The 26,106-nt window shown below is 62.3% G+C and carries 26 protein-coding genes and 1 tRNA gene; 16 read left to right on the top strand and 11 right to left on the bottom strand.

Translation table 11 applies throughout. The features are described 5' to 3' along the window. Window positions 1-52: 52 nt before the first annotated feature. The 4 genes from AC4GYV_RS08680 to AC4GYV_RS08665 all read left to right on the top strand — a co-directional run bounded on the left by AC4GYV_RS08680 (window position 53) and on the right by AC4GYV_RS08665 (window position 3,122). Window positions 53-832, top strand: coding sequence for an SDR family oxidoreductase (locus AC4GYV_RS08680; RefSeq protein WP_491100251.1), 780 nt, complete (start codon window positions 53-55; stop codon window positions 830-832). Continuing rightward, complete coding sequence (cysQ, locus tag AC4GYV_RS08675) at window positions 829-1,659, top strand: 3'(2'),5'-bisphosphate nucleotidase CysQ (RefSeq protein WP_491100250.1); 831 nt, start codon at window positions 829-831, stop codon at window positions 1,657-1,659. Before AC4GYV_RS08680 ends, cysQ begins: the two co-directional genes overlap by 4 nt. A gap of 387 nt (window positions 1,660-2,046) precedes the next feature. After that, entirely contained in the window at window positions 2,047-3,000 is a 954-nt protein-coding gene (locus AC4GYV_RS08670) for a winged helix DNA-binding protein (RefSeq protein ID WP_491100249.1), read from the top strand. A 46-nt stretch (window positions 3,001-3,046) separates the two neighbouring features. Further along, a tRNA-Val gene (locus AC4GYV_RS08665) sits at window positions 3,047-3,122 on the top strand. A 15-nt stretch (window positions 3,123-3,137) separates the two neighbouring features. On the opposite strand, the gene AC4GYV_RS08660 is transcribed toward AC4GYV_RS08665, so the two are convergent. Together AC4GYV_RS08660 and AC4GYV_RS08655 are read right to left on the bottom strand one after the other, a co-directional pair. Next, window positions 3,138-3,581, bottom strand: a complete 444-nt coding sequence (locus tag AC4GYV_RS08660; RefSeq protein ID WP_491100248.1) for a CHRD domain-containing protein — start codon at window positions 3,579-3,581, stop codon at window positions 3,138-3,140. 106 nt (window positions 3,582-3,687) lie between these two features. Further along, entirely contained in the window at window positions 3,688-4,251 is a 564-nt protein-coding gene (locus tag AC4GYV_RS08655; protein ID WP_491100247.1) for a helix-turn-helix domain-containing protein, read from the bottom strand. 97 nt (window positions 4,252-4,348) lie between these two features. Here AC4GYV_RS08655 and AC4GYV_RS08650 point away from each other — a divergent pair, with 97 nt between their 5' ends. After that, window positions 4,349-4,834: a DUF6456 domain-containing protein gene (locus tag AC4GYV_RS08650; RefSeq protein ID WP_491100246.1), complete on the top strand. Its 486-nt coding sequence runs from the start codon at window positions 4,349-4,351 to the stop codon at window positions 4,832-4,834. Here AC4GYV_RS08650 and AC4GYV_RS08645 read toward each other — a convergent pair. Further along, window positions 4,831-4,977: a hypothetical protein gene (locus AC4GYV_RS08645; protein WP_491100245.1), complete on the bottom strand. Its 147-nt coding sequence runs from the start codon at window positions 4,975-4,977 to the stop codon at window positions 4,831-4,833. The genes AC4GYV_RS08650 and AC4GYV_RS08645 overlap by 4 nt on opposite strands. Window positions 4,978-5,065: 88 nt before the next feature. Between AC4GYV_RS08645 and AC4GYV_RS08640 the strand changes: the two genes are divergently transcribed. Next, window positions 5,066-5,716 carry a glutathione S-transferase family protein gene (locus tag AC4GYV_RS08640; RefSeq protein WP_491100244.1) on the top strand — a complete coding sequence of 217 codons (651 nt, stop codon included), beginning with the start codon at window positions 5,066-5,068 and terminating at the stop codon, window positions 5,714-5,716. Window positions 5,717-5,770: 54 nt separating this feature from the next. Here the strand turns inward: AC4GYV_RS08640 and AC4GYV_RS08635 are convergent, their stop codons facing one another. From AC4GYV_RS08635 to rpsF, 4 genes are all read right to left on the bottom strand, one after another. After that, complete coding sequence (locus AC4GYV_RS08635) at window positions 5,771-6,313, bottom strand: hypothetical protein (protein WP_491100243.1); 543 nt, start codon at window positions 6,311-6,313, stop codon at window positions 5,771-5,773. Window positions 6,314-6,479: 166 nt separating this feature from the next. After that, window positions 6,480-7,088 (bottom strand): 50S ribosomal protein L9, encoded by a 609-nt coding sequence (gene rplI / locus AC4GYV_RS08630; RefSeq protein ID WP_491100242.1) that lies wholly within the window; start codon window positions 7,086-7,088, stop codon window positions 6,480-6,482. A gap of 12 nt (window positions 7,089-7,100) precedes the next feature. Then, a complete protein-coding gene (rpsR, locus tag AC4GYV_RS08625) occupies window positions 7,101-7,325 on the bottom strand; it encodes a 30S ribosomal protein S18 (protein ID WP_491100241.1) in 225 nt (74 codons plus the stop codon). After that, entirely contained in the window at window positions 7,325-7,729 is a 405-nt protein-coding gene (gene rpsF, locus AC4GYV_RS08620; protein WP_491100240.1) for a 30S ribosomal protein S6, read from the bottom strand. Before rpsF ends, rpsR begins: the two co-directional genes overlap by 1 nt. 264 nt (window positions 7,730-7,993) lie before the next feature. Here rpsF and AC4GYV_RS08615 point away from each other — a divergent pair, with 264 nt between their 5' ends. From AC4GYV_RS08615 to AC4GYV_RS08605, 3 genes are all read left to right on the top strand, one after another. Continuing rightward, window positions 7,994-8,506: a hypothetical protein gene (locus AC4GYV_RS08615; RefSeq protein WP_491100239.1), complete on the top strand. Its 513-nt coding sequence runs from the start codon at window positions 7,994-7,996 to the stop codon at window positions 8,504-8,506. A 93-nt stretch (window positions 8,507-8,599) separates the two neighbouring features. After that, window positions 8,600-9,082: an OsmC family protein gene (locus AC4GYV_RS08610; RefSeq protein ID WP_491100238.1), complete on the top strand. Its 483-nt coding sequence runs from the start codon at window positions 8,600-8,602 to the stop codon at window positions 9,080-9,082. Between the two features lie 54 nt (window positions 9,083-9,136). Continuing rightward, a complete protein-coding gene (locus AC4GYV_RS08605; protein ID WP_491100237.1) occupies window positions 9,137-10,315 on the top strand; it encodes an aromatic ring-hydroxylating oxygenase subunit alpha in 1,179 nt (392 codons plus the stop codon). Here the strand turns inward: AC4GYV_RS08605 and AC4GYV_RS08600 are convergent. Beyond that, window positions 10,248-11,588, bottom strand: coding sequence for an APC family permease (locus AC4GYV_RS08600; protein ID WP_491100236.1), 1,341 nt, complete (start codon window positions 11,586-11,588; stop codon window positions 10,248-10,250). The two genes, AC4GYV_RS08605 and AC4GYV_RS08600, sit on opposite strands and share 68 nt — an antisense overlap. Before the next feature lie 93 nt (window positions 11,589-11,681). On the opposite strand from AC4GYV_RS08600, the gene fabD reads away from it, so the two are divergent. The 4 genes from fabD to dnaJ all read left to right on the top strand — a co-directional run bounded on the left by fabD (window position 11,682) and on the right by dnaJ (window position 16,608). Further along, entirely contained in the window at window positions 11,682-12,608 is a 927-nt protein-coding gene (fabD, locus tag AC4GYV_RS08595; RefSeq protein ID WP_491100235.1) for an ACP S-malonyltransferase, read from the top strand. Next, window positions 12,609-13,349 (top strand): 3-oxoacyl-[acyl-carrier-protein] reductase, encoded by a 741-nt coding sequence (fabG, locus tag AC4GYV_RS08590; protein WP_491100234.1) that lies wholly within the window; start codon window positions 12,609-12,611, stop codon window positions 13,347-13,349. It begins immediately after the preceding gene. 138 nt (window positions 13,350-13,487) lie between these two features. Next, window positions 13,488-15,425 (top strand): molecular chaperone DnaK, encoded by a 1,938-nt coding sequence (gene dnaK / locus AC4GYV_RS08585; protein WP_491100233.1) that lies wholly within the window; start codon window positions 13,488-13,490, stop codon window positions 15,423-15,425. A gap of 64 nt (window positions 15,426-15,489) precedes the next feature. Then, window positions 15,490-16,608, top strand: a complete 1,119-nt coding sequence (dnaJ, locus tag AC4GYV_RS08580; RefSeq protein WP_491100232.1) for a molecular chaperone DnaJ — start codon at window positions 15,490-15,492, stop codon at window positions 16,606-16,608. Here dnaJ and AC4GYV_RS08575 read toward each other — a convergent pair whose 3' ends face one another. Together AC4GYV_RS08575 and purB are read right to left on the bottom strand one after the other, a co-directional pair. Next, on the bottom strand, window positions 16,609-17,415 hold the full coding sequence (locus AC4GYV_RS08575) for a hypothetical protein (protein WP_491100231.1): 807 nt from the start codon (window positions 17,413-17,415) through the stop codon (window positions 16,609-16,611). A 131-nt stretch (window positions 17,416-17,546) separates the two neighbouring features. Then, complete coding sequence (gene purB, locus AC4GYV_RS08570) at window positions 17,547-18,872, bottom strand: adenylosuccinate lyase (protein WP_491100230.1); 1,326 nt, start codon at window positions 18,870-18,872, stop codon at window positions 17,547-17,549. A gap of 259 nt (window positions 18,873-19,131) precedes the next feature. Between purB and AC4GYV_RS08565 the strand changes: the two genes are divergently transcribed. Both AC4GYV_RS08565 and AC4GYV_RS08560 read left to right on the top strand, forming a co-directional pair. Then, entirely contained in the window at window positions 19,132-20,958 is a 1,827-nt protein-coding gene (locus tag AC4GYV_RS08565; RefSeq protein ID WP_491100229.1) for an SGNH/GDSL hydrolase family protein, read from the top strand. 400 nt (window positions 20,959-21,358) lie between these two features. Continuing rightward, window positions 21,359-21,517: a hypothetical protein gene (locus tag AC4GYV_RS08560; protein WP_491100228.1), complete on the top strand. Its 159-nt coding sequence runs from the start codon at window positions 21,359-21,361 to the stop codon at window positions 21,515-21,517. Between the two features lie 519 nt (window positions 21,518-22,036). Here the strand turns inward: AC4GYV_RS08560 and radC are convergent. Further along, window positions 22,037-22,735, bottom strand: a complete 699-nt coding sequence (radC, locus tag AC4GYV_RS08555; protein WP_491100227.1) for a RadC family protein — start codon at window positions 22,733-22,735, stop codon at window positions 22,037-22,039. 156 nt (window positions 22,736-22,891) lie between these two features. Between radC and AC4GYV_RS08550 the strand changes: the two genes are divergently transcribed. Next, on the top strand, window positions 22,892-26,104 hold the full coding sequence (locus AC4GYV_RS08550) for an intermembrane phospholipid transport protein YdbH family protein (RefSeq protein ID WP_491100226.1): 3,213 nt from the start codon (window positions 22,892-22,894) through the stop codon (window positions 26,102-26,104). Window positions 26,105-26,106 lie beyond the last annotated feature (2 nt).

The following is a 26,106-nucleotide window of genomic DNA, read 5'->3' as shown; positions in this document are numbered from 1 at the left end:
TTCGATGCTGTTCGGCGCGTAGTCGGGCCGGAAAATCAGCAGAGGGATTTCCATGGACATCAACGGAGTAGCCGCAGTCGTGACGGGCGCGGCGTCGGGGCTCGGCGAAGCGACGGCTCGGGAGCTTGCACGGCGCGGCGCGAAGGTCGCGATTTTCGATCGCGATGTGACGCGGGGCGAGCAGGTGGCGTCGGAGATTGGCGGCGTGTTCTGCGAAGTCGACGTGACGTCCGACGACAAGGTCGCGGCGGCATTCGCAAAGGCGCGAGAGGCTCACGGGCAGGAGCGGATCCTGGTGAACTGCGCAGGCGTGGCCAATGCGGCCAAGACTGTCGCGCGCGACAAGGAGACCAAGGAGGCCAAGCTCTATCCGATCCAACAGTTCGAGCTGGCGATTCAGATCAATTTGATTGGAACCTTCCGCTGCATTTCGCACAGTGCGCTCGGCATGGTCGATCTCGAGCCGCAGGTGGACGGCGAGAAGGGCGTGATCATCGATACCGCTTCGGTCGCTGCCGAGGACGGACAGATCGGACAGGCTGCCTATTCGGCCTCGAAGGGTGGCGTGCTCGCGATGGCGCTGCCGATCGCGCGTGACCTGATGAACGAAGGCGTGCGCGTGAACACCATCCTGCCCGGGGTGTTCAAAACTCCGATGGTCGCGATGATGCCGCCGAACGTTCAGGACGCGCTGGGAGCGCAGGTGCCATTTCCGAAGCGGCTGGGTACGCCCGAGGAGTATGCAGACCTCGCCTGCTTCCTGATCGAGAATCCATACATGAACGCTGCGGCAGTCAGGCTGGACGGCGGGATCAGGATGGCTCCGCGTTGACCAGCGAATATAGCCGCCTGGTCGATCAGCTCGGCGAGGCTGCACGCGAAGCCGGCGAAGCGATCCTGACGATCGTTCGGCGCGGGTGCGACGTCGAGTACAAGCAGGATCAGTCTCCGGTTACGGAGGCCGATCGCGCCGCAGAGCTGGTTATTCTGGCTGCTTTGGCGCGACTTGCCCCCGGTGTGCCGGTGATTGCCGAGGAAGAGGTCGCGGCCGGAAGGATTCCGGCGCATGACGACACGTACTTCCTGGTCGATCCGCTCGACGGAACGAAGGAGTTCGTTCGTGGCGGTGACGATTACACAGTCAACATCGGGCTGATTGAACGAGGCCTGCCTCGGCTCGGCGTGGTGTTCGCGCCTGCAACTGGCATCCTGCACGGCGGCGACGTTGAGCAGGGCGCCTGGGTCGACGACGGTGATGGACGCCGCGTCATCCGAGTGCGCGGGCGTGGCGATGAGGTCACCGCCGTCGCTTCGAAGTCGCACCTGAACCAAGCAACGATCGACTATCTCGAAGCGGCGGTCGGCAATTGCGGCTATGTTTCGGTTGGCTCGTCGCTGAAATTCTGCATCGTCGCCGAGGGCAAGGCGGACATTTACCCACGCGCTTCGCCGACCAGCGAGTGGGACACGGCGGCAGGACATGCAGTCCTTTTGGCTGCGGGTGGTTTGGTCGATGGGCCGGATGGCGGTTCGCTACGTTATGGCAAGCGCGCCTTTCTCAACCGCGCATTCGTCGCGACCGCCGGATGGAAGGCGCCGAGCCTTGCGCCGTTCCTTGAACCGTTTTCCGGCGGAGGCGATCTGCCCGATGGCGTTTAGGCACAATCTCTCTTTGACGGGCCCCAGACGGACGGATGGATCCATTCTGGATTAGTTCGACTCTGCCTCCGTATCTCCTGTCCAATTCGGATCATGCCGACTTGGTCCGACGCAGCGTGAAGCCGGGCGGCTAGGCCCGGCAAATCGGAATTGCGGGGATCAGCTTCCCCCAGGCGCAGCACTACGGCCTGCGCCTCTTCCAGCGCGTTAGAGAGTTCACCAAGCCACCGCGCGCGCGCCGCGGTCAGATCAGACGGTACTCGAACCACATCAGCCCCCAGGTCGTGGATCCGCTTATGGCTCAGTTTAACACGAATTTAACTGCGGTTTCTCCGTTCTGGAGCCAGAATCGTCTAACTCTTCTCCAAAATGCGCGTTATCTGATCCGTGCTCGGTTCCGTTATTCACGATGGGTATTTCCCGATGGATGCGTATTCGACCGACCGAGACTATCTTGATTATTCCAGCGACTTGCCAGTTCTTGTAGCGGCAAGCAGCGAGGTCGCACTGACGCGGGCTTTGCGATCGGTCGATGCTGCAGGTGCGCGTATCGGCGCGAGGCTGGGGATTGCAGAGGCAAAGGCTCGTATCGAGGCGCAAGCGTCGGCATCGGCGGTGTGGATCGAACTGGACGCCGATGATGGCGCGGCGATGGACGAGTTGCTCTCCATAGTCAGCCACGACGTCTCGAATGGCCGCTACGCTGCGGTGGTATCGACTTCCCCGGACGTGCTCGACCCTGTGGCTGCGATGCTGGTCGACAGTCCAGTTGAGTTGATCGTTGGCGCTGACGATGCTCAGCGCGTTGCGGCTTTTGCACTGGCGACAAGCAAAGCCTCGGCCCCTTTACGATTGTCAGATGTTGCGACCGACCGCAGTGCCGAGCGACTGCGTCAGCTCAGCGACGAGGTCGGCCGCATCGCCTCCACGTTGGCGCGATTGTCGACCGGACCAAGCCCGGCGCCAGCCGTCCAGCAACCGGTGAGCGGCGATGCGCCGGCCGTTTCGGCGGACACCGTCCGTTCGATTATCCGGGCGCGACGATTGCGGTCACGCTTCTTTTCGGAGGAGCTGTTCGCCGATCCTGCGTGGGACATGCTGTTGGACCTTCTGCAGGCAGAGATCGCCCAGCTGCGGGTTCCGGTTTCGAGCCTCTGCATCGCAGCGGCGGTGCCTGCGACCACGGCGTTGCGCTGGCTGAAGTCCATGGTCGAGCAGGGCCTTTTCATTCGGCATGCCGATCCGCTCGATGGAAGACGCGTCTTCGTCGAGCTCGCGCCTGACACCAGCAAGGCGCTGCGCAACTATTTCGCGGAGGTCGGCCCCGTCGCGGTCATCTAACGGCGGGTTGCGGGTTGCGCGCCGGCGTGGCACGGGGCGGCCAAGCGGGCGGTTAGCTCAGTTGGTAGAGCATCTCGTTTACACCGAGAGGGTCGGCGGTTCGAGCCCGTCACCGCCCACCACCATCCTCTATTTGCTTATAGCTGTCCGCGTAGGGCGCCGTCGGGATATTCGGTGGTGTCGACACTCACATAATAATCTGACGGGTTGGCGTTGATTTCGGCGAGTTGGGTGCGGGTGCTCGGCGCGCAATCGGCCAGCTTGCTTTGCGTGCCGGTGAAGAGTGTGACGACGGGCGGGCCGACGCGCAGGCGGGCGCCTTGGTGAATATGAGCCATGAGCGGCTCTTTCACACCTGACAAAGCGAAGTCGTAACAGACCTGCTTCGAATAGGGGTTGATGGTCAGCTGCACCGTGCCGCGACCGTTAAGGTCGCCGGTGCCGCCCGATGGATGCGCGAAGTTCAATGTCGCCTGTCCGCTCAGTGGTATCGAATAGGTTTTGACCGTCGCGAGCGGTGCTCCGCCGATGAGCGCAGTGGACACCAAGGCAATCAGCGCAGATCCGAAGCTCAGGGCCATCGAAGCATTCCGGTTTGAACGCCGGAACCGACGCGTCGTATGGCTTGCAGGTTCCTAAGGTTGTGTCGGGCGCATGCCGAGCCGTGCTTGCTCTTCGATGATTGCCTTAGAGGCTTCGGACGAGCTTTGTTGCCGCCCCCAGCCAAGGCGGGTTCGTGACCACCTGCTGGCGGCCGCCTGCCTCCAGCGGCAGGATCTGGAGCTTCTCAGCGTCCCGGTTGATGAGGCGGCCGAAAAGGAACCTGCCGGCTGGCCGGGGGATCAGCACGTCGCGGTTGAGCGCCTTTCCATAATCATCCGGATTCAGCGTTTCGCACCAGATCTCGTCGCCCGAGCGGTAGTCGCCGATGCTCGCAGCGACGATCACGGCGATCTGGCCGTCTTCGACACGTGGCGGAACGGCGATGGCGGCTCGCTTTGGCGCGATAGCTCCACCCGGGCCCAATACGGCCGCGACCTTCAGCTCGGACGCCTCACCGGCTTCGACGAGGTCTTGTGCTTCAACGCCGAGGGCCTGAGCGATGCGGTTGAGCCAACCGACGGATACGGTCCGCGTGCCAGTTTCCAGCCGTCCGATCGTTTGCGCTGTCGTGGGCGGCATACATTTTCGCGCCACGTCGTCCAGCGTCATTCCGCGCGCACGCCGCACTTCCCTAATCCGTGTGATCATCTCTAATTCGCCCCCAAGAACTAACCAAAACGGTTTTCGCTCTGTCCTACACTTTCGCCGTTGTGGCAAGTCGACGCCGAATCGAGAAGGAGCAGAAATGGGCGCGAGATTGCTGAGTGAGCGCAGGATCGAATCCGGCGTAGCGGGAGCGGTGAAACCGAAAGCTGGCGTCGAGCGGTCGGTGACCATCAATGCGGCAGAGTCTCCATTAGGCTGGCTGTTCTCGCGTGGGCTTGTGACGCAGCGGCAGTTCGATGCAGGCGAGCGATTACGGAGCGATTGGGAACGTACGCAGCTCGCTCCACGCGTGACCATGGCTTGGGATGCGGCGCCCGTGGCGCGCGGTCGTGGCGGCTCGGGCGCTCAGCCAGACCTGACCGGTTCCCAGATTGATGCGAAGCGCAGGTTCGATGATGCAGTAGCAAGCGCCGGGCCAGGACTGGCCGACATCCTGTGGCGCATCGTTTGTGCTGGCGAGGGCATGCGCGAAGCCGAAACTGCGCTCGGCTGGCCGGCGCGCGGAGGCAAGTTGGTGCTTACCTTGATCGCGTTGCGGACTATTACCGGATCCGCTGAGGCTTAGTCCTTGCGGCCCGTGCGGTGATCGGCGGGCGCTTTGGGCTTCTTCTCGGCGGTGGCCGTATCGCTGCGACCGAGGTCCCGGTCGCGTAACGTCGGATCATGGAGATTATTGCGGGCTTCGTCCTTGCCGCTGTTGCTGCGCATGGGGTTCACTCCTACTGGTCTGCCCGCGATCAACGGGCGAGCGCGTCCATGTCTCCGCCGCTCGCCGCTCGGAGGGAGGCGTCTGGCCATGATTCTCTATGGATCTTCGCTGTCACCGTTCGTCAGGAAGGTGCTGGCCTTTGCGGCCGAAAAGGGGATCGAGATCGATCTCCAGCCCACAGGATTTCCGAACTTCAACGCCGAATATCTGGAGGCGAGCCCGTTCAGGAAAATGCCGGCGCTACGCGATGGTGATTACCTGCTCGCGGACTCCAGTGCGATCGTTCAATACCTTGAGGCAAAACAGCCTGAGCCCGTGCTGATTCCGAGCGAGCCCCGGCTTCGTGGCAAAACTATTTGGTGGGACGAGTTTGCCGACACGATCCTGGTCGCGTGCGGGGTGAAGATCTTCTTCAACCGGATCGTCGCGCCGCGTTTCCTCGGCCGGCCTTGTGATGAGAGCGTAGTGCAGGAAGCCATTCTCAACGACCTTCCGCCGATCCTCGACTATCTCGAGAAGTCTGTGCCGGGTGACGACGGCTATCTTGTCGGCGATGCGTTGACGCTGGCGGATATCGCGGTGGCGGGACCGTTCGCGAACTTTCGTCACACCGGCACGAAGGTCTGTCCCGAGCAATATCCTCGGACGGTGGCTTACGTGGACCGCATTCTTTCGAGGCCGTCATTCTCCCACTGGGTCGAGCGCGAGACCGCGTTCCTGTCGCACCAAGCGGCATAAAGAAAAGCGCCGCGCTCCCGAAGGAACGCGGCGCAATCATTGGGCGAAGGGGGCTTAGAAGCCGCTGCCGCCGGAACTGCCCGAACCGTCGCCCGTCGAGCCGCTATCGTCTTCATTAGCGTCATCATCGAGCGCGCCACGGCCTTGCTGAGCGAAATCGGAACCGCCGGTAGCGTCGGCGGACGATGAGCTCTGGTTCTGAATCAGATCGTCCGAACCCGAGCCTTGCGAGCCGATGAAGCCTTCGCCGCTCGAACCGCCCGAGCTTCCGCTTGTGCCGGTGCCGCCGCCGAAGCCGCCGCTCTGGCCGGTCGTATCGGAGCCTGCGTTCGAGCCCTGATCAGCCGTAAGGGTGTCACTGCTGCCGCCGCTCGACTGCGCCTGGCCGCTCGAACTCTGTCCGCCGAGGTCCGACCCCTGGCTCATTGTAGTGCCTGAGCCAGTCTCACTGTCGTTGCCGCCAATCGGCTGGCCCTGTCCGGTAGGAGACTGCTGTCCCTGCTGGCTTTCCTGACCGGTGGGCTGCTCACCCTGCTGCTGTCCAAACTGGTTCTCTTGGTTTTCACCAAATTGTTCGTCGTCGCGTTCTTCAGCCATGCGAAACACTCCTCACATCGGCCCCCGCTTGCTCCGCAGCTAGAACAAGGCTTGGTGGTGAACCGTTCCGAGTCCTGAATGAACAATGCGACGAACGGCTTGGCGCAAAGAAAAAGGGCCGCCGGTCGGATGACCAGCGGCCCCAATTCATGTGCGAGACCGGAGGTTAGGCTTCGCTTTCCTCGGCGTCCGTCGCGGCCGCTTCGGCCGGAGCCTCAGCAGTCGCACCTGGCTCGGCATTCGGATCATATTCCTCAGTGAAGCCGGCGTCATCGCGCTCGAACATCTGAGCCATGACGTCCACGCCCTGCGCCTGCAGGTCCGCCTCTTCCGGCGAGCGAGCGACGTTGACCTTCACCGTGACCGACACCTCCGGGTGAAGAGCGACCTTCACCTCATGCATGCCGATCGCCTTGATTGGGCGATCGAGCACGATCTGACTCTTCGTCACGTGAGCACCATCGGCCTCCAGCGCCTCGACGATGTCGCGAGCGCTGACCGAACCGTAAAGCTGGCCGGTGTTTGACGCCTGACGGATCAGCTGCACGGTCTTGCCGTCAACGTCCTTCGACGCCTTCTCGGCATCGGTGCGGCGGTTAGCGTTATCTTCCTCGATCTTCGCGCGATTGGCTTCGAAGACCTTGCGGTTCGCTTCGTTGGCGCGGAGCGCCTTCTTGCGCGGCAGGAGGTAGTTGCGGGCGAAGCCGTCCTTGACCTTCACCACGTCGCCGATGGCGCCGAGCTTTTCGACGCGCTCAAGCAGGATCACTTCCATGGGTCGTTCTCCTTACTTCACGACGTAGGGAAGCAGGCCGATGTGGCGGGCGCGCTTGATTGCACGAGCCAGCTCACGCTGCTTCTTCGAGGAAACCGCAGTGATGCGGCTCGGGACGATCTTGCCGCGCTCCGAGACGAAGCCCTGGAGCAGACGGATGTCCTTGTAATCGATGCGCGGCGCGTCCTTGCCCGAGAAGGGGCACGACTTGCGGCGGCGGAAGAATGCGCGGGCCATTACTCGACCTCCTCTTCACGGGCGCGGAAGTTGGGACGGTCATCGCGGTCGCCACGGTCGGAGCGGCGCTCGCGATCCTTTTCGCCGCGGCGCATCATCGCGGACGGGCCGGTCTCATGCTCGTCGACGCGGAGGGTCAGGAAGCGGATGACGTCTTCGTTGATGTTCGTCTGGCGCTCGAGCTCGGCAATCGCCGCGGCAGGCGCGTCGATGTCGAGGGCGACGTAATGCGCCTTGCGGTTCTTCGCGATGCGATAGGCGAGGCTGCGAAGACCCCAGTTTTCAGTTCTGGCGATCTTGCCGCCATTGTCGGTGATGATCTTGGTGGCGTTTTCCGCGAGCGCATCCACCTGGGCCTGAGCCAGGTCCTGACGCGCGAGGAAAACATGCTCGTAGAGCGGCATGTTTCTTCGTCTCACTGTTGGCCGATCGCTGACGCCGCCCAGTGCGACGCCCCTCCGGCTGTCTTCCAAAACAAAAGCAGCGCAGCGGCAAAGCCGTGCGCCAGCGAGGGGGCCTATGACGAAAAGAGCGTCGAAAGGCAACCCTTTGGGCGCCCGATCGGTACACACGTGCACATTAGATGGCGCGCTGACGCCCGTCTTCGAGCCAGGAGCCGTCGGAGCTTGCGTCCGAGTTCGCTGTTTAAGCAGCCGAAGGAGCTAAATATGAGTGCAACATCGATCAAGATCGCCGCGGCATCGCTCATCGCCTTGGCCGCGGCCGGCTGCACCACGACGGGTGTGGGAACAGGCCAAGTCGCGGGTACCAACGTCGGCGCGACGTTCACCTGGAGTGAAAGCGGCAATGGCGGAAACATGGTTGCCAGTCTGACGGATGGACGCGTCTTCCAGGGCCCCTTCTTTCAGATCACGCGCGAAACCAGGGTGGAGGATTACGGACCGCTTTGGAACGGCTGGGGACCGGGCGTGGGCTGGGGTGGCGGCTGGGGCGGCCGGCGTTGGGGCTGGGGCTGGGGTGGCTGGGGTCCATGGGGACCGGGCGACGACACGATCACTCACTATACCGGCCAAGTCCTCGCCAACCTACAGGGACCGGATGGTTACATGCGTTGTCATTTCACTTTGGCCCGCCCATCGTCCGGCATGGCCGGCGGCGGCCTAGGTCAATGCCAGCTTCCGACCGGGACGATCATCAACGCTCAGTTCCCGCGGCACTAGAGCTTCTGGCTATCGAAGTGCCGGGACCGCTTGACTGCGGTCCCGGCTGAAGCGCTTAGGCATGAGACCTGGTTGGCGACAGAAAGGTGGATCATGCCTGAGGCTGAAGATGCGGTGCTGGCGAAGGCTAGCGGCGGTGGAAAGTTTCAGGTTCGGATCGAGACCGGCGAGCACAGCTTCCAGATGGATGAGCCTGTGGCGTTCGGCGGGTTATCATCGGGTCCGAGCCCCTTCGACATGATCGGAGCTGCGCTGAGCGCATGCACGCTCATGACGATGAAGCTCTACGCCGACCGGAAGGGCTGGACGCTGCCCGACCTCAGTGTTCGAGTGACCCACAAGAAGAGTTCGCCGGAGGCGAGGGATCAGTTCGAGCGAACGATCCACTTCGGCGGAGCGGTGACCGAAGAGCAGCGCGAGCGGCTGCTCAGCATCGCCCAGCGTTGCCCGGTGCATCTGCTCCTGGAGCGGGGTGCCGACGTTTCGACCAGCGTTGCCCACGAAGAGCTGGCGGGCGCCGCGGGCGGTGGCCTGCATGAGCAGGTCATCGACGAGCTTTGCAAGCAGGCTGCCTGATTGCGCGATCCATTTTCATTGCTTGAGCCGGAGTCGTCGTGGCACATGGCGGCCATGGCGACACAGTTGAAATCCGTCCGGCCGACGCACGATCCGCTCGACGATATGAGCCTGCCCGGCTGGCTCTATTTCGATCCCGAATTCTTTGAGGCTGAAAAGAAGGCGTTCCTGCGAGCGGCTCCGCAAGTCGTCTGCCATGTGAACGAGATTCCGAAGCCGGGCGACTGGCGGACGATCGAATATCTCGGCGAGAGCGTGATCGTCATTCGCGGTGATGATGGACAGGTGCGAGCGTTCTCCAACGTCTGTCGCCATCGCGGTTCCCGCATTGTGGATGGTCACGCGGGATGCGCGAAGGTCCTGACCTGCCCGTATCATGCGTGGAGCTATGCGCGTGACGGAAGGCTCGTTGGGGTGCCGCACCGCAGCGAATATCCCGGACTTGATACTGAAACGCACGGTCTCTTCCCAGTCGCGATGGAGATCTGGCGCGGGTTTGCTTTTATCGCGCTTGAGCCGGGCGCTCCGTCGGTCGCCGAGATGATGGCGCCGTATGATGACGAGGTCGCACCGTATCGCTTTGAGGAATTGCAGGCGATCGGGCGGGTCACGCTTCGTCCGCGTCAGCTGAACTGGAAGACGATCGCCGACAACTATTCCGACGGCCTCCACATCCCGGTCGGCCATCCGGGACTGACGCGGCTATTCGGGAAGAACTACCGCGTCGAGGCAAACGAAAACGTCGACCGCATGGAAGGCGATCTCGTCGACAAGGATTCGGCGAGCCCGACCGAACGGGCCTATCAGCGGATGCTTCCGGCGGTCGAACATCTTCCGGCGACGCACCAGCGCAAGTGGCTCTATTACAAGCTTTTCCCGAACGTCGCCTTCGACATCTATCCTGACCAGGTCGACTTCATGCAGTTCCTGCCGGTGAGCTCGACCGAGACCGTCATCCGCGAAATCAGCTATGCGCTTCCGGACGATCGGCGCGAGATGCGGGTCGCTCGCCATCTCAACTGGCGGATCAACCGGCTGGTCAACGCCGAAGACACCGAGCTGATCACGCGCGTGCAGCTCGGCATGCAGTCGCAGTCCTATGTGGCTGGGCCGCTCGGGACGAGCGAGGTGTGCCTGCGCAGCTTCGCTCAGAAACTGAGGCGGCTCATTCCCGAAGCTCGGCTGGATTCGCCTCCACCTCCCGGCTGGAGCCGTTTAGCCAACGCGAGATAAGGCGAACGGGGATCCCCGCGGCCCCCAGGATGATGCTCCAAAGCAGGGGCTCCGTTCCAGCGCCGACGAACATGGCGATCGAATAGAGCACGCCGATCACCACGACGATCGCAGCCTTGCCAGCCACGCGCAGCTTCAGCGCGGCTGCAGCGCAGACGATGTACAGGACCAATGAGAGCAACGTCGAAACAAGCGTGATCAGCACGTAGACGCTGACGAAATTCTTCGACGAGCTAGCGAGGACGAGCAAGGCAGCCGCTCCGCCGCAGATGAACAGCGCGCCGGCGGGCGCTCCAATCTTGTTGGATCTCGCGAAGATGCGGGGGAGGTCGCCTGCCTCACCCATTACGCGCGAGCTCTCGGCCGCGATCAGCAGCAAAGCATTGCCCGTTCCGAACGCGCTAACCGCTGCGATCAACGCCACCAAAATTCCTGCAGAGCCTCCGAGGATGGGAGCGATCGCGTCCGCGAATGGAGCGCCGCTCTTCGCGGCGATCGCGCTCGGAAGAAGCATCAGCGTCGCTACGGTAGCCAACAGGTAAATGACCGCTGTGAACCCTGTGCCAGCGATCGTTGCGCGCGGCACTGTCGTGGTCGAATCGCGGGTGACGTTCGCTGTCATCACCGCTGCTTCGAAGCCGGTAAGCGAAAACAGGATGAGCGCCGCTGCGGTTGTCACGCCTGTGAGCGTGACCGGAACGGGTTCGAGACGTTCGAGCGCTTGGCCGCCGCCCAAGCTTCCAGCAACAAGGAGTAGTACGACGACGAGCGGCGCCAACTTGATCAGCGTGGTAATGACTTGAAGCACACCTGCCGAGCGCGCGCCGCGCAGGTTCACCAGCGTCAGGATCGCGATCGCGCCGATCGCGACCGTGATCAGCCCAGCTCCCGATTGCACCTGCGGGTAGACGTGGCCCAGGGCGCCGGCCACTGCCACGCATACTCCCGCGACACCCGTTACCTGTGAAAGCGTGTAGCACCACAAGGTCAGGAACGCCGTGGTCTCACCGAAGGAGCGGTCGATGTAAGCGAAGGGGCCGCCTTCGATCTTCGCGGCCATTCGCGCGAGCGCGAACGCCAGGCACATCGTACCGAAGCCGGTGACGACAAACGCAAGAACGAGATTGAAGCCATAAGGAGCAAGCGTGGTCGGCAGCAAATAGATGCCCGAACCGACCATCGTTCCCACGACCATCGCCGCACTCATCCACTTCCCGAGCATCCGCGACGTGGGTTCGGGATGCGTATCGATGAGGGTGGCGGCTTCGTTCATGGTCGGGGCTTCGCACCGGGAGCCGGGCTTGGCAATCGGCACGCTCAAGCCTAACCGCCCCGCATCCGAAAATGTTCAACGACAGGGGCTCTGATGCGCGCATTAATTTTTCCGGGGCAGGGCAGCCAATCCGTCGGCATGGGTGCCGCGCTGGCGGGCGCGAGCCGGACCGCGCAGGACGTCTTCGATGAGGTCGATGAGGCGCTCGGCCAGAACCTTTTTCGCTTGATGCGCGAAGGTCCCGATGACGAACTGAAGCTCACTGAGAATGCGCAGCCCGCGATCATGGCGCACTCGATTGCCGTATTTCGCACCATAGGAGTGCAGCTCGCTGATGTGGCGAACTTCGTGGCCGGCCATAGCCTTGGGGAATATTCCGCACTTTGCGCTGCCGGCTCCTTCGACCTCGCTACCACGGCTAAGCTGCTGAAGCTTCGCGGTCAGGCGATGCAGCAAGCGGTGCCGGTCGGGCAGGGTGCAATGGCGGCCCTGCTCGGTGCCGACCTCGCGCTCGCGCAGAAGATCGCGGAAGCTGCCGCTCAGGGCGACGTGTGCACTGTCGCGAACGACAATGATCCGTCACAGGTCGTGCTTTCGGGCCATAAGGCAGCGATCGATCGCGCCATCGAAATGGCGAAGGAAATGGGCGCCAAGCGCGCCGTCCCGCTTCCCGTGTCTGCGCCGTTCCATTGCCCATTGATGCAACCTGCCGCCGACGCGATGCAGGACGCCCTTTCATACGTCGTCGTCGAAACACCCCCGGTGCCGGTCTTCGCCAATGTGACCGCAGAGCCTGAGACCGATCCCGACACGATCCGCAACCAGCTCGTCGAGCAGGTCACCGCGATCGTCCGCTGGCGCGAAAGCGTCGCGAACATGGCCGATGCAGGCGTCGAAGAGTTCGTCGAGATCGGCGGCAAGGTGCTTGGACCGATGGTCAAGCGCATCGTGCCCGATGCAAAGGTCACCAGCGTCGTGACTATCGAAGACATTGAATCGCTCGCGAAGGAGATCGCGTAAATGTTCGACCTTTCGGGAATGACCGCGCTGGTGACGGGCGCTTCGGGCGGACTTGGAAGCGCAATTGCGAAATCCTTGGCGCAGCAGGGCGCGCGGCTCGCGGTCTCTGGCAGCAATGTCGATAAGCTGGAGGCGTTTCGCGGTTCGCTCGGCGGCGATCATGTGGCGTTGCCGTGCAATCTCTCCGACGGCGCGGCCGTCGACCAGCTCGTGCCACAAGCGATGGAAGCGCTCGGCGGCAAACTCGACATCCTGATCAACAATGCGGGCGTGACTCGCGACAATCTCCTCATGCGAATGAAGGACGAAGAGTTCGAAGAGGTCATCCGCATCAACCTCGAAGCCGCGTTCCGCCTCATGCGTGCAGCGGCCAAGCCGATGATGAAGGCTCGGTTTGGCCGCATCATCTCGATCACGTCGGTGGTTGGGGTGACCGGAAATCCGGGACAGGCGAACTATGTGGCTTCGAAGGCGGGCCTGATCGGCATGACCAAGGCAGTCGCGCAGGAGCTTGCGAGCCGGAACATCACCGTCAATGCGATCGCCCCTGGTTTCATGACTTCGGCAATGACGGACGCGCTGAGCGAACAGCAGCGTGCAGGCATTCTCAGCCGGATTCCGATGGGCGCGATGGGCAGCGGCGACGATATCGGCGCTGCCTGTGTCTACTTCGCTTCGAAGGAAGCGGGCTATGTCACCGGGCAGACGCTTCACGTGAACGGCGGCATGGCGATGCCGTAGGGCCTTGGCCCAAGTGTTAACGGACTTCCACTGCAATCCTTGTCGTCGGTTCCGCGGCACCTATATCGCCCTCAGAAATCAACATTTCGGTCGCCTTGATGGGGCCGAGAGGGGCTTGAGGAAGAGGGAAGAAGAAACATGGCCAAGGTCATCGGAATCGACTTGGGCACAACCAACAGCTGCGTCGCCGTCATGGAAGGCGGCAAGCCGAAGGTCATCGAGAATAGCGAAGGCGCACGCACCACGCCTTCCGTCGTCGCTTTCACGAAGGACGGCGAACGTTTGATCGGCCAGCCAGCCAAGCGCCAGGCGGTCACCAATCCAGACAATACGATTTTCGCGGTGAAGCGCCTCATCGGCCGCCGCTTCGACGATCCGATCACCAAGAAGGACACCGAGCTGGTGCCCTACAAGATCGTGAAGGGCGCGAACGGCGATGCATGGGTCCACGCGGGCGGCAAGGATTATTCGCCGTCGCAGATCTCCGCCTTCATTCTGCAGAAGATGAAGGAAACCGCCGAGGCTTATCTCGGCGAGACCGTCACTCAGGCGGTCATTACCGTTCCTGCATATTTCAATGACGCGCAGCGCCAGGCGACCAAGGACGCCGGCCAGATTGCGGGTCTTGAAGTGCTGCGCATCATCAACGAGCCGACTGCAGCTGCGCTCGCCTACGGGCTCGACAAGGAAGAGGGCAAGACGATTGCCGTCTACGACCTTGGCGGCGGCACGTTCGACGTCTCGGTCCTCGAGATTGGCGACGGCGTGTTCGAGGTGAAGTCGACGAACGGCGACACCTTCCTGGGCGGCGAGGACTTCGACGCTCGCATCGTCAATTGGCTCGCCGACAAGTTCAAGGCGAAGGAGGGCATTGACCTCCGAACTGATCGCCTCGCGCTGCAGCGTCTTAAGGAAGCTGCCGAAAAGGCGAAGATCGAGCTGAGCTCGGCTCAGTCGACCGAGATCAACCAGCCGTTCATCACCGCTCGCATGGAAGGCGGCACGACGACGCCGCTCCACCTCGTGGAGACGCTGACCCGCGCCGAGCTCGAGAAGCTGGTCGACGACCTGATCGAGCGGACCATCGATCCGTGCAAGAAGGCGCTCAAGGACGCCGGAGTCGACGCGAAGGACATCGCCGATGTCGTGCTCGTCGGCGGCCAGACCCGCATGCCGCGGGTGCGTGAGCGGGTGAAGGAATTCTTCGGCCGCGATCCGCACACCGGCGTGAACCCGGACGAAGTCGTCGCTATGGGCGCGGCGATCCAGGCGGGCGTTCTGCAGGGCGACGTCAAGGACGTCCTTCTGCTCGACGTGACGCCGCTGTCGCTGGGCATCGAGACGCTGGGTGGCGTGTTCACCCGCATGATCGATCGCAACACGACCATCCCGACCAAGAAGAGCCAGGTCTTCTCGACCGCCGAGGACAATCAGAATGCGGTGACCATCCGCGTCTTCCAGGGCGAGCGCGAGATGGCTGCGGATAACAAGATGCTGGGTCAGTTCGACCTGGTCGGAATCCCACCCGCGCCGCGTGGCGTGCCGCAGATCGAGGTTACGTTCGACATCGATGCCAACGGCATCGTCAACGTGTCGGCCAAGGACAAGGGAACCGGCAAGGAGCAGCAGATCCGCATCCAGGCATCGGGCGGCCTGAACGATTCCGACATCGAGAAGATGGTCAAGGAAGCGGAGCAGTTCGCCGAGGATGACAAGAAGCGGCGTGCCGCGGCCGAGGCGAAGAACAACGCCGAAAGCCTGATCCACTCGACCGAGAAGCAGCTCGCGGAGCATGGCGACAAGGTCGATGCGTCGGTGAAGTCGGAGATCGAGACGGCGCTCGCCGAGGCGAAGACCGCGGTCGAGAGCAACGATCCCGATCAGATGACGGAAAAGACCAATGCGCTCGCGCAGGCGGCGATGAAGCTCGGCGAAGCCATGTACAAGGCTCAGCAGGGTGAAGCTGCGGGCGCAGCCGGTGCCGACGCGGGGGCGTCTGGCGCGGGCGAGCAGCCGAACGAAGATGTCGTTGACGCGGAATTCTCTGAGGTCGACGAAGGTGAGAACAAGGGCTGATGATCCGGCGCGGCTCTCGAACGGGGGCCGCGCCGCATCCTGTGCGGCGTAGCGGGGAAGGGTAATGGTCGAGCAGGATTACTACGATCTGCTGGGTGTCGCGCGTGGAGCTGACGACGCTGCGATCAAGGCTGCCTATCGCAGGATGGCCAAGGAGCATCATCCTGACCGGAAGAACGGTTGCAAGGATAGCGAAGCTCACTTCAAGGCCATCAACGAGGCCTATGACGTCCTGAAGGACCCGCAGAAGCGGGCGGCCTACGACCGCTTCGGAAAGGCAGCGTTCCAGAACGGCCATGGCGGCGATCCGTTCGGTGATGCCGGATTCAACGGCTTCTCCGACATTTTCTCGACCATCTTCGGCGAGTTCATGGACCCGCGCGCGGACCGGCAGAATGCGGCCCGAGGCCAGGATCTGCGCTACGACCTCGAGATGACGCTGGAAGAAGCCTTTACGGGCGTTGAGAAAACCATCACCGTCCAGGCGAATTCGCGTTGCGAAGTATGCGACGGCCGCGGCTGCAACGGCCTCGATCGCTGCACCAGCACGTGCAAAACCTGCAACGGCATGGGCAAGGTCCGTGCGCAGCAGGGCTTCTTCGTGGTCGAACGCGGATGCCCAAGCTGCCGCGGCTCAGGCGAAGTGATCAACGATCCTTGCCCGAACTGCCAGGGTGAAGGCCGTGCCCTGAACCAGCGGAAGCTTTCGGTGAAAATCCCGGCCGGTGTCGACGAAGGAACGCGCATCCGCGTTAGCGGCGAGGGCGAGTCCGGGGTTCGCGGCGCGGCCAGCGGCGATCTCTATCTGTTCGTGCACATGAAGCGGCACCCGATCTACGTGCGTGAGGGGACGACCCTGGTCGCCGATTGCCCGGTTAGCTTCACGACCGCCGCACTGGGCGGGTCGATCAGCCTTCCAGGTGTGGACGGCGAGAAGGTCGAGATGAAGATTCCAGCCGGCGTGCAGTCTGGCGAACAGCTGCGTCATCGGGGAGCCGGCATGACCGTGCTCAACGGCCGGGGGCGTGGCGACCTTGTTGCGCGCATTCTGGTCGAGACACCGACGCGGCTCAGCAAAGAGCAGAAGAAGCTGCTCGAAGAATTCCGCGCGACCGAAACCGGGGACGAATGCCCGAACGCGAAAAGCTTCTTCGCGCGCGCGAAGGACTTCCTCGGCGGCTGATCAGCCGCCGTTTTTGAGGTGATCGATCTCTAGCCGCATCGCGAAAAGCTGGGCGAATAGCTCTGCTGCGGCGTGAAGCTCGAACCTCGGTTCCCGCGGCGTGCGGGAGTCGCAACGGAACTCTCCCTCAAGATCGTCGACGCTGAACGGAACGCGCATTGTCGCGCGAACCCCGGCAGCTGACAGCGCCTGAATCGCTTCAGCGTTCGGAGACTCCATCAGCGCATCGGCTGCAGAAGTCTCGTCGGGATTGCGCGGGAAAATCGCAACCGCAGCAGCCTGCGTATCCGAGATGATGGCCGGCAGATCGGACGTCATGTCTGCTGGAGCAGCAAAAGCACCACGCGCGCTCTCGGCCCGGTCTTTCCCGCAGACGAGCGTCACCCGATCGAAACCTGTCAGCGCGCGCATGCGACGCGCGCCCCCATCCAGCAGCGCCTGCCCGTGGCTGTTCGACAGACCCGCGATCAGGCCGCCAATTGAGCCGAACGCCTCGCCGTACGCGCCGGACGTTGGTGTCACCTCGAGGAGGACGCGTCCGTCGCTGAGCTGGAAAGCAATGTCCAACAGGTCCGGATCGGTGGTCAGGCGCACTGCATAGGCACGGCCGATGCCTGTGGTGCCGCTCAGCCGCGAAAACAGGTTGCGCAGGTCGTGCAGCGCCTGGCTTTGAACGAACTTGCCCAAGGGTTCATCGACCAACGTCACGTGCGAAACACCAAGCAACTGGTGCACATTCTCCGACGCCCGAAGGACGATCCAGTCGAGCGAAAGCTCGAGCAAATAGGCACCGGACTGAACGCGCACGGCGGCTTCCTGCCGACTTGCAGCTGATTGTTCAGCGAGTTCCTGTGCTGCTTCCATGGCCCCGTATTCCGGTGCCTAGAATAGCCTGCCTCTCCCGCAGTGCGAGAGAAAAATTGTGCTGCGCAAAACGCTTAGGCAGGGCTTCCGAACAGCCGATCGAAAATCGTGTCGACATGTTTGAAATGATAATCGAGGTCGAACAGAGCGTTTAGCTCATCTTCTGACAGGCGCTGGGAAACTTCAGGATCGGCCTTCAGAAGGTCGAGAAGCGAGAGCTGCCCGTCCGATTCCCACACTTTCATCGCGTTGCGCTGCACCAGCGCGTAGGATTCCTCGCGGCTGAGGCCCGCCTGCGTGAGGGCCAGCAGGACGCGCTGCGAGTGAACGAGACCTCCCATGCGGTCCAGGTTCTTCTGCATCCGCTCCGGATAGACGACGAGCTTGTCCACTACGCCTGTCAGTCGCGCGAGCGCGAAGTCGAGCGTAATGGTCGCGTCGGGGCCGATGAAGCGCTCGACCGAGGAATGCGAGATGTCGCGCTCATGCCAAAGCGCCACATTCTCCATCGCCGGAAGCGCATAGCTGCGGACCATTCGTGCGAGGCCGGTCAAGTTCTCGGTCAGAACGGGGTTGCGCTTGTGCGGCATTGCCGAGCTGCCCTTCTGGCCGGGCGAGAAATATTCCTCGGCCTCGAGCACTTCGGTGCGCTGGAGGTGACGGATCTCGGTTGCGAGACGCTCGATAGAGGAGGCGATCACTCCCAGGGTGGCGAAGAAGAACGCGTGCCTGTCGCGTGGGATCACCTGGGTCGAGACTGGCTCAGGCGTGAGGCCCAACTCGGCCGCGACATGCTCCTCGATCGACGGCGGGATATTCGCAAACGTCCCGATCGCTCCTGAAATAGCGCAGGTCGCTATCTGGTCACGAGCGCTGGCGAGCCGCTCCCGGTTGCGGACGAACTCGGCATAGGCTTGGGCGAGTTTGAGACCGAAAGTCGTGGGCTCGGCATGAATGCCGTGGCTGCGCCCGATCGTAGGCGTCAGCTTGTGCTCAAACGCGCGGCGCTTCAGCACGTCAAGTAGCTGGTCGATGTCGCGCAGCAGCAGATCCGCAGCCTGCTTCAGCTGCACGGCAAGCGCAGTGTCGAGCACGTCGGAGCTGGTCATGCCCTGGTGCAGCCAGCGGCGCTCCGGCCCGAGCTTCTCCCCCGCCCAGGTAAGAAAGGCGATCACGTCGTGCTTGGTGACCGCCTCGATCCTGTCGATTGCGTCGATATCGATCTCCCCCAGCTCGTCTCGGTCGTAGGCCGCACGGATCGTCTTCGCGTCATCGGCCGGGATCATGCCGATCCGGCCCATGGCCTCGGCCGCGAAGACTTCGATCTGCCACCAGATGCGGTAGCGGTTTTCGGCCGACCAGATGGCCGTCATTTCGGGGCGGGAATAGCGGGGAACCATGGCAGGGGCGGCTAGCAGACAGGGCGCGGGGGTTCAAATCGCATCCCAAACCTCGCGCGATGAACGGGTATCAGGGGCCTAAAGCAGCGCTAAAGGAGCCTGATGGCCATTGCGCAGGCCGGGAGAGAATAGCCGCTTTACCGCCGCCACGCACGCCCGCAGGAATCCTGCAAGGAACACAGCTCGTTGAATTTAAAGCGGTTTTAGCATTTAATGTCGATGACGACCATGGAGTCGCGCGTTCTTGTGGAGGCGTGTGATGGGGTATTCAGGAGTCATCGTATTTGGCGATAGCTTGGTAGATGCTGGCAACGCTCTAGGTCTCGCAAATTGGTACGATGGGCTGCCCTTCACAGAGCCGGTGGATGCGGCGCCAACCGCCGATAAAGGTTATTACTCTGGCAGGTTCACCAACGGGTTCACGTTCGCGGATTTGATCTGCAACAAATATGTTGGCGTCCCGACCAAGCCGGTTTTCCCGTACGGATACGAGGATCCATACATCGGGGTGCGCATCGCGCCCTTTGCCTCCGATCCTTCCGGACATAATCTGAACTTCGCCTACGGCGGCGCGCAAATGCGCCGAGGTAGTGAGAAAGTGCCTGACATTGACGGGCAGACCGATGCCTGGCGTGATGCTGTCGACGGCGATGCCGATCCCAACGCGCTTCACATGTTCGCTTTCGGAGCAAACGACGTCCATGACCTGGTGCCCAAGACAGGCTCCTGGGCGAGCCTTTCATCAGCTACCGCGGCGCTGACGCAGGCAGCTGACAATTACATCCACGAGATCCTCGGGACCATCAACAAGGGCGTGCAACATGTACTGGTGATCGGGGTGCCCGACATCGGCATCCAGCCATATTACAATGGCCTCGCGGACGAAGCGGCGCGGCGCGCGGTCGCGACGCAATATTCCGCGCTGCTAGACCAAATGCTCCAGAGCAGGATTGCCGCGCTGAATTTACCTTCGAACGTAGAATTCAAATATGTGAGCTTCACCCAGATGGCCGACCACGTAATCGGCACTATGGACGATCTTTACCCGGCATCGCAGATTTATCCTCTGAACCAGAGCAGCGTTGTGTTCTTCGACCAGGCACATCCCACGGCCCAAGTGCATGCTTTGGGGGCGGCCTATGTTTTGGATCAGTTGAATGGCAGCGCTGCCGGTGATCGGTTCCCACTTACTGCACCCGACTACAGCCTGAGTGGCTCAATCGGTGTGAAGGGCGAGGTCGACACGGTCGTCGTGTCGCTCGCAGCAAGCACGTCTTACGCCTTCAACCTGTTGGGTCTGAGTTCGCTCGGCGGAAACGTATCGATGCTCGAGGACCCGTTGATCAAAGTGATCGGCCCAACGGGAGCCACCATCGGTTCAAACGATGACGGCGGCGTCGGCCTTGATGCGAGCTTCACGTTCACGACGGTGACGGCGGGGGATTATATTCTCCAACTTTCCGGCGTCGGCAGCATGACCGGTACCTACCGGCTGCAGGCTGACGGGACTGCCGCCGGCAATAACACCTACGCAGTGTCTCACAGCTCAGCAGTCATTCTGGAGCGCGCTGGCGAAGGTTTGGATACGGTATTGGCAAGCGTCAGTTACGCGCTTCAGGCTAATGCCTCGATCGAGCAGCTGAGGACCAACTCCGATATGGGTATCGGGAGCATCAATCTTACGGGAAATGATCTCGCACAGACTATCGTCGGCAATGCTGGGAACAATATCATCGACGCCAAAGGAGGAGCGGATTCGATCTGGGGCTTGGGAGGCATGGACATCTTCCTGTTCAGCACGAAACCTACGGCTAGCAACGTAGATCGCATCTACGATTACAACGTCGCGCAAGACACGATCCGGTTGGATGATGCCGCGTTTCTTGGACTAAGCGTCGGGGCTCTTGCAACTGGCGCATTCGCGACGGGAGCGGCAGCACAACAGGCCGATGATCGCATCATCTACGATCCGCTGACGGGTAACCTGTACTTCGATCCGGATGGGATGGGTGGAGCGGCGCAGGTGCAATTTGCTGCGCTCAGCGCCGGTCTTACCCCCAGCGCCGCCGATTTCGTCGTCGTTTGATGTCGAGCGCAAGCGCTCAACCGTTCACGACTGGTGGTAGGCGCCAGCCGCGCTCGAACGGTGGACTAACTGATGTTAGCCTGGACGCCGCAGGTCTGTGCGATTGTAACGAGTCCCTGCTTTGTGATTCGCGTGGGGCAAGTCACATTCGGGGCGGAAGAAGGCGCATGTCAGACGCCCTGTATCTAGTCGATCGCGCCCAACAAGAACTCAATGCAGCAATGCGATCCGCTGACTTGCGGGTCCGCCAGGTCCACCTCGAACTGGCGGACGCATATTCCCGTCGGTTGCGGGAAATAAGATGCCGCGAAAACAATATCATCCCCAGCGTGTTTTTCCGGGATGATGTGCAGCGAGATGTGACCTCGCAGTCCTAGAGGTAACGCTAGTGGAGATGCGCATGAGTTCGCAGATGAACGCCGTCATGGCGGTGGCGGTTACCGCGGGGAAGCTGGCGGCCAACCAGGCAAAGCAGAAGCCATTAGCTTCACCGAGCCGTGAACAAGCCAAGGCTTGTCCAACCATTCTGAACCAAAAAAGGGCGGCTCCGCCGTCGTAGCGCCGGAGCCGCCGCCAGAGGAGTCGCCAAGGGGTTGGGGAGGATGGCGAGTCCAAGAACTTCTATAATCATAAGCTAAGTGTCTGTGAAATTGGGAAAAACACCTAGGAATGCACCGCGAGAACCGGTTTCTTTGCTTGACAACCAACGCCTCGGCGCAGCGAGTGGTCAGCCATTGCTCGCATGAGGACTTGCGGCGCAGAAAGGCGAAGGGCCCAGTTCTACTGCGTCAATTGGGGACAGCGTCCTCGGTCTGAGGAACCCACCGACGCGCTAGCCGCTCCAGTTGCCATGTCAGACGGGGCGGAGAAACTACGTGCGCTCGCCGCGCAAAGCCGGGTGCTGTCGAGGCAGTCCTCCGATCGAGAGCGCGCCAAGCTGCTGCGGTCGCTTGCGGACCTGTATGACACACAAGCAACGGAGTTGGAGGCCGTTGAACCAGCGCCGGCACTTGGGTGACCGGTCGGCCCGATAGGCCTGGTCTTTGTAGCGCCAATGTCCGCAATGGCCCAAAGCAGATTAGATCAGCCCCATCGATCTCATGCTCGTTCGCCCTTGAGCCCCGACGATCACATGGTCGTGCACCGTGATCTTCATGTGCCTTCCCGCATCGACCAGATCTCGCGTCAATCGGATGTCCTGGCTTGATGGCGTCGGATCACCGCTGGGGTGGTTGTGGACGATGATGATGGCGGTTGCGCCTAACGCGATGGCACGCGCGATGACTTCCCGCACGTGGACGGAGGCTTCATCGACCGAGCCCTGCCACATGGCCTCGTTGGAAATAAGCATGTTCTTGGCGTTGAGGAAAAGGACGCGGACTTCCTCGATGCGCTGATGCGCCATCTGAGCGTGCAGATAGTCGCCTAGCGCGTCCCAGCTAGAAAGCACTGGCTGGTTCTCAATCTTGGTTTCAAGCAGCCTCAGGGCAGTCGCTTCCGCAATTTTCAGGGCAGCGATGGTAGGATCGCTCAATCCTTCGCGGCGGAGCGTGTCAGCGCTCGACGACAGCAAAGGACCGATCCCTCCAAACTCCTGAATAAGCTTCTTCGCCAACGGTTTGGTGTCGACGCGCGGGATCGTCAGGGTCAGCAGGTATTCGAGCAGCTCATAATCGTGGAAGCCTTTCGGGCCCGCGTCGAGTAGGCGTTGGCGGAGCCGGGCGCGGTGGCCGCTCGCCAGTTCGGCTTCATCGGATTTGGACGCGCGCTCGTACATGCCGCCCCTTGGTGAGCGATTTGTCCGAGCAACGCCGCTGTAGACGAGCGCCGCTCGACAAGGGAAGGGGTCATGCCGGTCTCGGAACGGTCCAAGGCCGCGGGGGTTAGTAAGTCCCAATGAGCGAGTGGTGGCCGAGTGAACAGGGGACGAGCCGTGCCGGATGATACCGGCGCGACCGTAGTCGTGCGCCGCACTCCCTGGGGCCGCATCGCTATGTTCGCAGCGCTCGGGCTGCTCATTGTCTTCGCCATTGCGATCGCCGTTGTCTGGATACAGCGCCGGCCGATCGCAACGCACTATCTCAAAGCCGAGTTCGAGAAGAAGGGCGTCACGGCCAGCTATCACCTCGATCGCGTCGGCTTCCGGACGCAGGAGGTCAGCAATCTCGTCATCGGCGATCCAAAGCACCCGGACCTCGTCGCCCGCCATGCGCTGATCCAGATGCAGCTGAAGCTCGACGGCAACTTCCAGGTGTATCGCGTGGTAGCCCGCGGCGTCCGGCTGCGCGGCAAGCTCGTGAACGGAAAGGTGAGCTGGGGCCAGATCGACAAGCTGCTTCCTCCGCCGAGCAAGCAGCCGTTCAAGCTGCCGGACATCGTCCTCGATGTCGCCGACAGCAGCATCGCGCTCGCTACGCCGTTCGGGCCGGTGGGCGTGGCGGCTGAGGGCTCGGGCCGGCTGAGCGGGGGCTTCAAAGGCAATCTCGCCGTTGCTAGCCCCAGGATCGTGCCGGGCAAATGCGCAGCGACGAATGTTCGAGCAAACTTCGCCGTGGCGGTGGTCGCTCGGCATCCGCGGGCAGAGGGCCCAGTCACTCTTGATCGCTTCGCTTGCCCGGCGAGCCGTTTTGACGTTGCGGCGCCGAGGTTTGACGCCAAGACCAGCTTCAACGAATCCTTCACCAGCATCGACGGTAGCGGTCGCATGGCGATCAACACGTTGGTTGCCGGCGAGAACGGGCTGGCAAACTTCGTGGGTTTCCTCACTTACAAGGGATCGCTGGAGCGCGTCGAAGGACAGGTGAAGCTGTCGGCGCAGAAGTCGCGGATGGCGACTATTTACGCGGACCGCACGCGGCTCAACGGCAGTTACCATCTTGGACTCAGCAAGGGCACCTTTGCGCTCTTCGGTGATTTCGCGGCGGACAGCGCGGCGCTGGATCCGTCGATGCTGGCGGGCGTGACTCAGCCGCTTCAGGCTGCGGCCAACACGCCGATTGGGCCAGTGATCACCAGCATCAGCAACGCGATCGGTCGGACCACCCGTAATTTCAACGCTGCCGGCGGCATTCAGGTCGTGAACTTCCCCGGCGGCGGAGCGGTTCGGGTGAAGGACGCGAACATCCTCGCGGCAGGCGGCGCGCGCGCTCGCGTTTCGGGTGGCAGCGGCGTGACTTATTATTGGCCGGCATCGGCGCTTCGTATCGACGGCACGATTGAGATGGCCGGTGGCGGCTTGCCCAGCGGACGGGTCAGCTTGAGCCAGGCACGTCCCGGCGCTCCGATGAGCGGTGCCGCAAATATCGCGCCTTATACGGCGGGCGGTCAGCGCCTGGCGTTCACGCCGATCCGCTTCGGCCCCGGACCGGGCGGAACGACGGCACTCAGCACCGTTGCACAGCTGGATGGGTCGTTCCCGGGCGGGCGGGCGCAGGCGCTAAGGCTGCCGATTGAAGGGCGCATCGGCAACGGCGGCAGCTTCGCGTTCGGCACGAGCTGCGCGGTGGTCAGCTTCAACTACTTCCAGATGAGCTCCGTGCAGTTCGGCGCGACACGCCTTCCCGTGTGTCCCATCGGCCCAGCGATCATCTCGAAGAGCACGAACGGTTCGGTCCTCACGGCCGCTCGCGTCAACAATCCGGTCCTGAACGGGCGTATCGGCACATCCCCGCTGCACTTGGCCGCTGCGAATGGAGAAATTCGAGGGGCGCAGTTCGCGTTTAATCGGATGGGGATGCGCATTGGGAAGCCTCAATCTCCTGTCGTTGTTGATGCAAACCGGCTGCAAGGGTCGTTCGCAAATGGGGGGATGTCGGGGACATTCGGCGGTGGCCGAGCGACGATCGGCGACATCAAGCTGCTTGTGAGCGACGCCAATGGCCGCTGGCGCTACGTCGGCAGCCGTTTGAGCCTGAACGGCGGGCTCAACCTGTCGGACAGCAGCGAAAAGGCTCGCTTCTACACGCTGCACAGCAATGACTTCAGCTTCCTGCTGGCCGGCGACAGCATCCGTGCAGGCGGCACGTTGGTTCATCCGGGAACAGGGATCCGCGTCACAGACGTGACGATCCGCCACGCGCTGTCGACAGGTAACGGACAGGCTCTCCTCGACGTGCCGCAATTGACGTTCGGCCCCAATTTGCAGCCTGAAGAACTGACCCCGCTGACGGAAGGGACAGTCGCTCTCGTCAACGGCACCATCAGCGGTCAGGGACGGATCAATTGGTTGGGCAACGGGAAGGTTACCTCGACCGGCGATTTCTCGACTTCAAACCTCGATCTTGCCGCGCCGTTCGGCCCAGTGACCGGCATGCGCGGGACGATCCACTTCAGCGACCTGCTCAACCTCGTCACACCACCGGGGCAGGTGATGAACATCCAGTCGATCAACCCGGGTATCCTGGTCGAGAATGGCGTCATCCATTACCAGCTGCTTCCGAACCAGCTGGTGAAAATCGAGCGCGGCGAGTGGCCGTTCATGGGCGGCCGCCTGGTCCTTCACGAAACCGTGCTGAACTTCGCCAAGCCGACCGCTAAGCGGCTGACCTTCGAGGTGGTCGACCTCGACGCTCACGTGTTCGTCCAGTCGCTCGGCTTCAAGGAGCTGGACGCGACCGGCAAGTTCAATGGCGTTCTGCCGATGATCTTCGACGAGAACGGCGGACGCGTCGTCGGCGGCCGGCTGGACTCCGAGGCGCCTGGCGGTTCGCTCTCCTATGTGGGAGTCGTCAACAAGGCCAACCTCGGCACGATGGGCAACATCGCCTTCAACGCCCTTCGAGACCTACGCTTCAAGTCGATGATCATCCGCCTCGACGGCGACCTCGCAGGCGAATTCGCTGCGCGCCTCGATATTGATGGAGCCGGCATCGGCCAGTCCAACCAGACCCAGAAGATCATCCGCGGCCTGCTCGCGAAGATTCCGCTTCACCTGAATGTGACCATCACCGGTCCGTTCCGCGCCCTGATCGCCACTGCGAAATCGGTCAGCGATCCGCGCGACCTGATCAAGGACGTACTGCCACGTCCGCTCGACGACGTCCCCGGCATCAGCACCGAGGTCCGTCGCATCGAAGAGCAGCAGCAACAGACCCAGACGCCTGTCGACGAGCAGGCCAACACCGCACCGCCACCCGCCACGAAGTGAGA

This window comes from Sphingomonas sp. SP4 (assembly GCF_058313375.1).
This window is presented reverse-complemented; position numbering and strand designations above follow the sequence as displayed.

Bases quoted from the DNA above. Each gene is read 5' to 3' on its own strand.
- rpsR (WP_491100241.1), bottom strand. From the start codon at position 7,325: ATGGCCCGCGCATTCTTCCGCCGCCGCAAGTCGTGCCCCTTCTCGGGC.
- AC4GYV_RS08645 (WP_491100245.1), bottom strand. From the start codon at position 4,977: ATGCGCAGCAACAGCGGCAAGGACGAAGCCCGCAATAATCTCCATGAT.
- radC (WP_491100227.1), bottom strand. From the start codon at position 22,735: ATGTACGAGCGCGCGTCCAAATCCGATGAAGCCGAACTGGCGAGCGGC.
- rpsF (WP_491100240.1), bottom strand. From the start codon at position 7,729: ATGCCGCTCTACGAGCATGTTTTCCTCGCGCGTCAGGACCTGGCTCAG.
- rplI (WP_491100242.1), bottom strand. From the start codon at position 7,088: ATGGAAGTGATCCTGCTTGAGCGCGTCGAAAAGCTCGGCGCCATCGGC.
- AC4GYV_RS08565 (WP_491100229.1), top strand. From the start codon at position 19,132: ATGGGGTATTCAGGAGTCATCGTATTTGGCGATAGCTTGGTAGATGCT.
- AC4GYV_RS08640 (WP_491100244.1), top strand. From the start codon at position 5,066: ATGATTCTCTATGGATCTTCGCTGTCACCGTTCGTCAGGAAGGTGCTG.
- AC4GYV_RS08605 (WP_491100237.1), top strand. From the start codon at position 9,137: ATGGCGACACAGTTGAAATCCGTCCGGCCGACGCACGATCCGCTCGAC.
- AC4GYV_RS08650 (WP_491100246.1), top strand. From the start codon at position 4,349: ATGGGCGCGAGATTGCTGAGTGAGCGCAGGATCGAATCCGGCGTAGCG.
- AC4GYV_RS08660 (WP_491100248.1), bottom strand. From the start codon at position 3,581: ATGGCCCTGAGCTTCGGATCTGCGCTGATTGCCTTGGTGTCCACTGCG.
- AC4GYV_RS08560 (WP_491100228.1), top strand. From the start codon at position 21,359: ATGAGTTCGCAGATGAACGCCGTCATGGCGGTGGCGGTTACCGCGGGG.
- dnaK (WP_491100233.1), top strand. From the start codon at position 13,488: ATGGCCAAGGTCATCGGAATCGACTTGGGCACAACCAACAGCTGCGTC.
- purB (WP_491100230.1), bottom strand. From the start codon at position 18,872: ATGGTTCCCCGCTATTCCCGCCCCGAAATGACGGCCATCTGGTCGGCC.
- AC4GYV_RS08600 (WP_491100236.1), bottom strand. From the start codon at position 11,588: ATGAACGAAGCCGCCACCCTCATCGATACGCATCCCGAACCCACGTCG.
- dnaJ (WP_491100232.1), top strand. From the start codon at position 15,490: ATGGTCGAGCAGGATTACTACGATCTGCTGGGTGTCGCGCGTGGAGCT.
- AC4GYV_RS08610 (WP_491100238.1), top strand. From the start codon at position 8,600: ATGCCTGAGGCTGAAGATGCGGTGCTGGCGAAGGCTAGCGGCGGTGGA.
- fabD (WP_491100235.1), top strand. From the start codon at position 11,682: ATGCGCGCATTAATTTTTCCGGGGCAGGGCAGCCAATCCGTCGGCATG.
- AC4GYV_RS08680 (WP_491100251.1), top strand. From the start codon at position 53: ATGGACATCAACGGAGTAGCCGCAGTCGTGACGGGCGCGGCGTCGGGG.
- AC4GYV_RS08615 (WP_491100239.1), top strand. From the start codon at position 7,994: ATGAGTGCAACATCGATCAAGATCGCCGCGGCATCGCTCATCGCCTTG.
- fabG (WP_491100234.1), top strand. From the start codon at position 12,609: ATGTTCGACCTTTCGGGAATGACCGCGCTGGTGACGGGCGCTTCGGGC.
- AC4GYV_RS08655 (WP_491100247.1), bottom strand. From the start codon at position 4,251: ATGATCACACGGATTAGGGAAGTGCGGCGTGCGCGCGGAATGACGCTG.
- AC4GYV_RS08635 (WP_491100243.1), bottom strand. From the start codon at position 6,313: ATGGCTGAAGAACGCGACGACGAACAATTTGGTGAAAACCAAGAGAAC.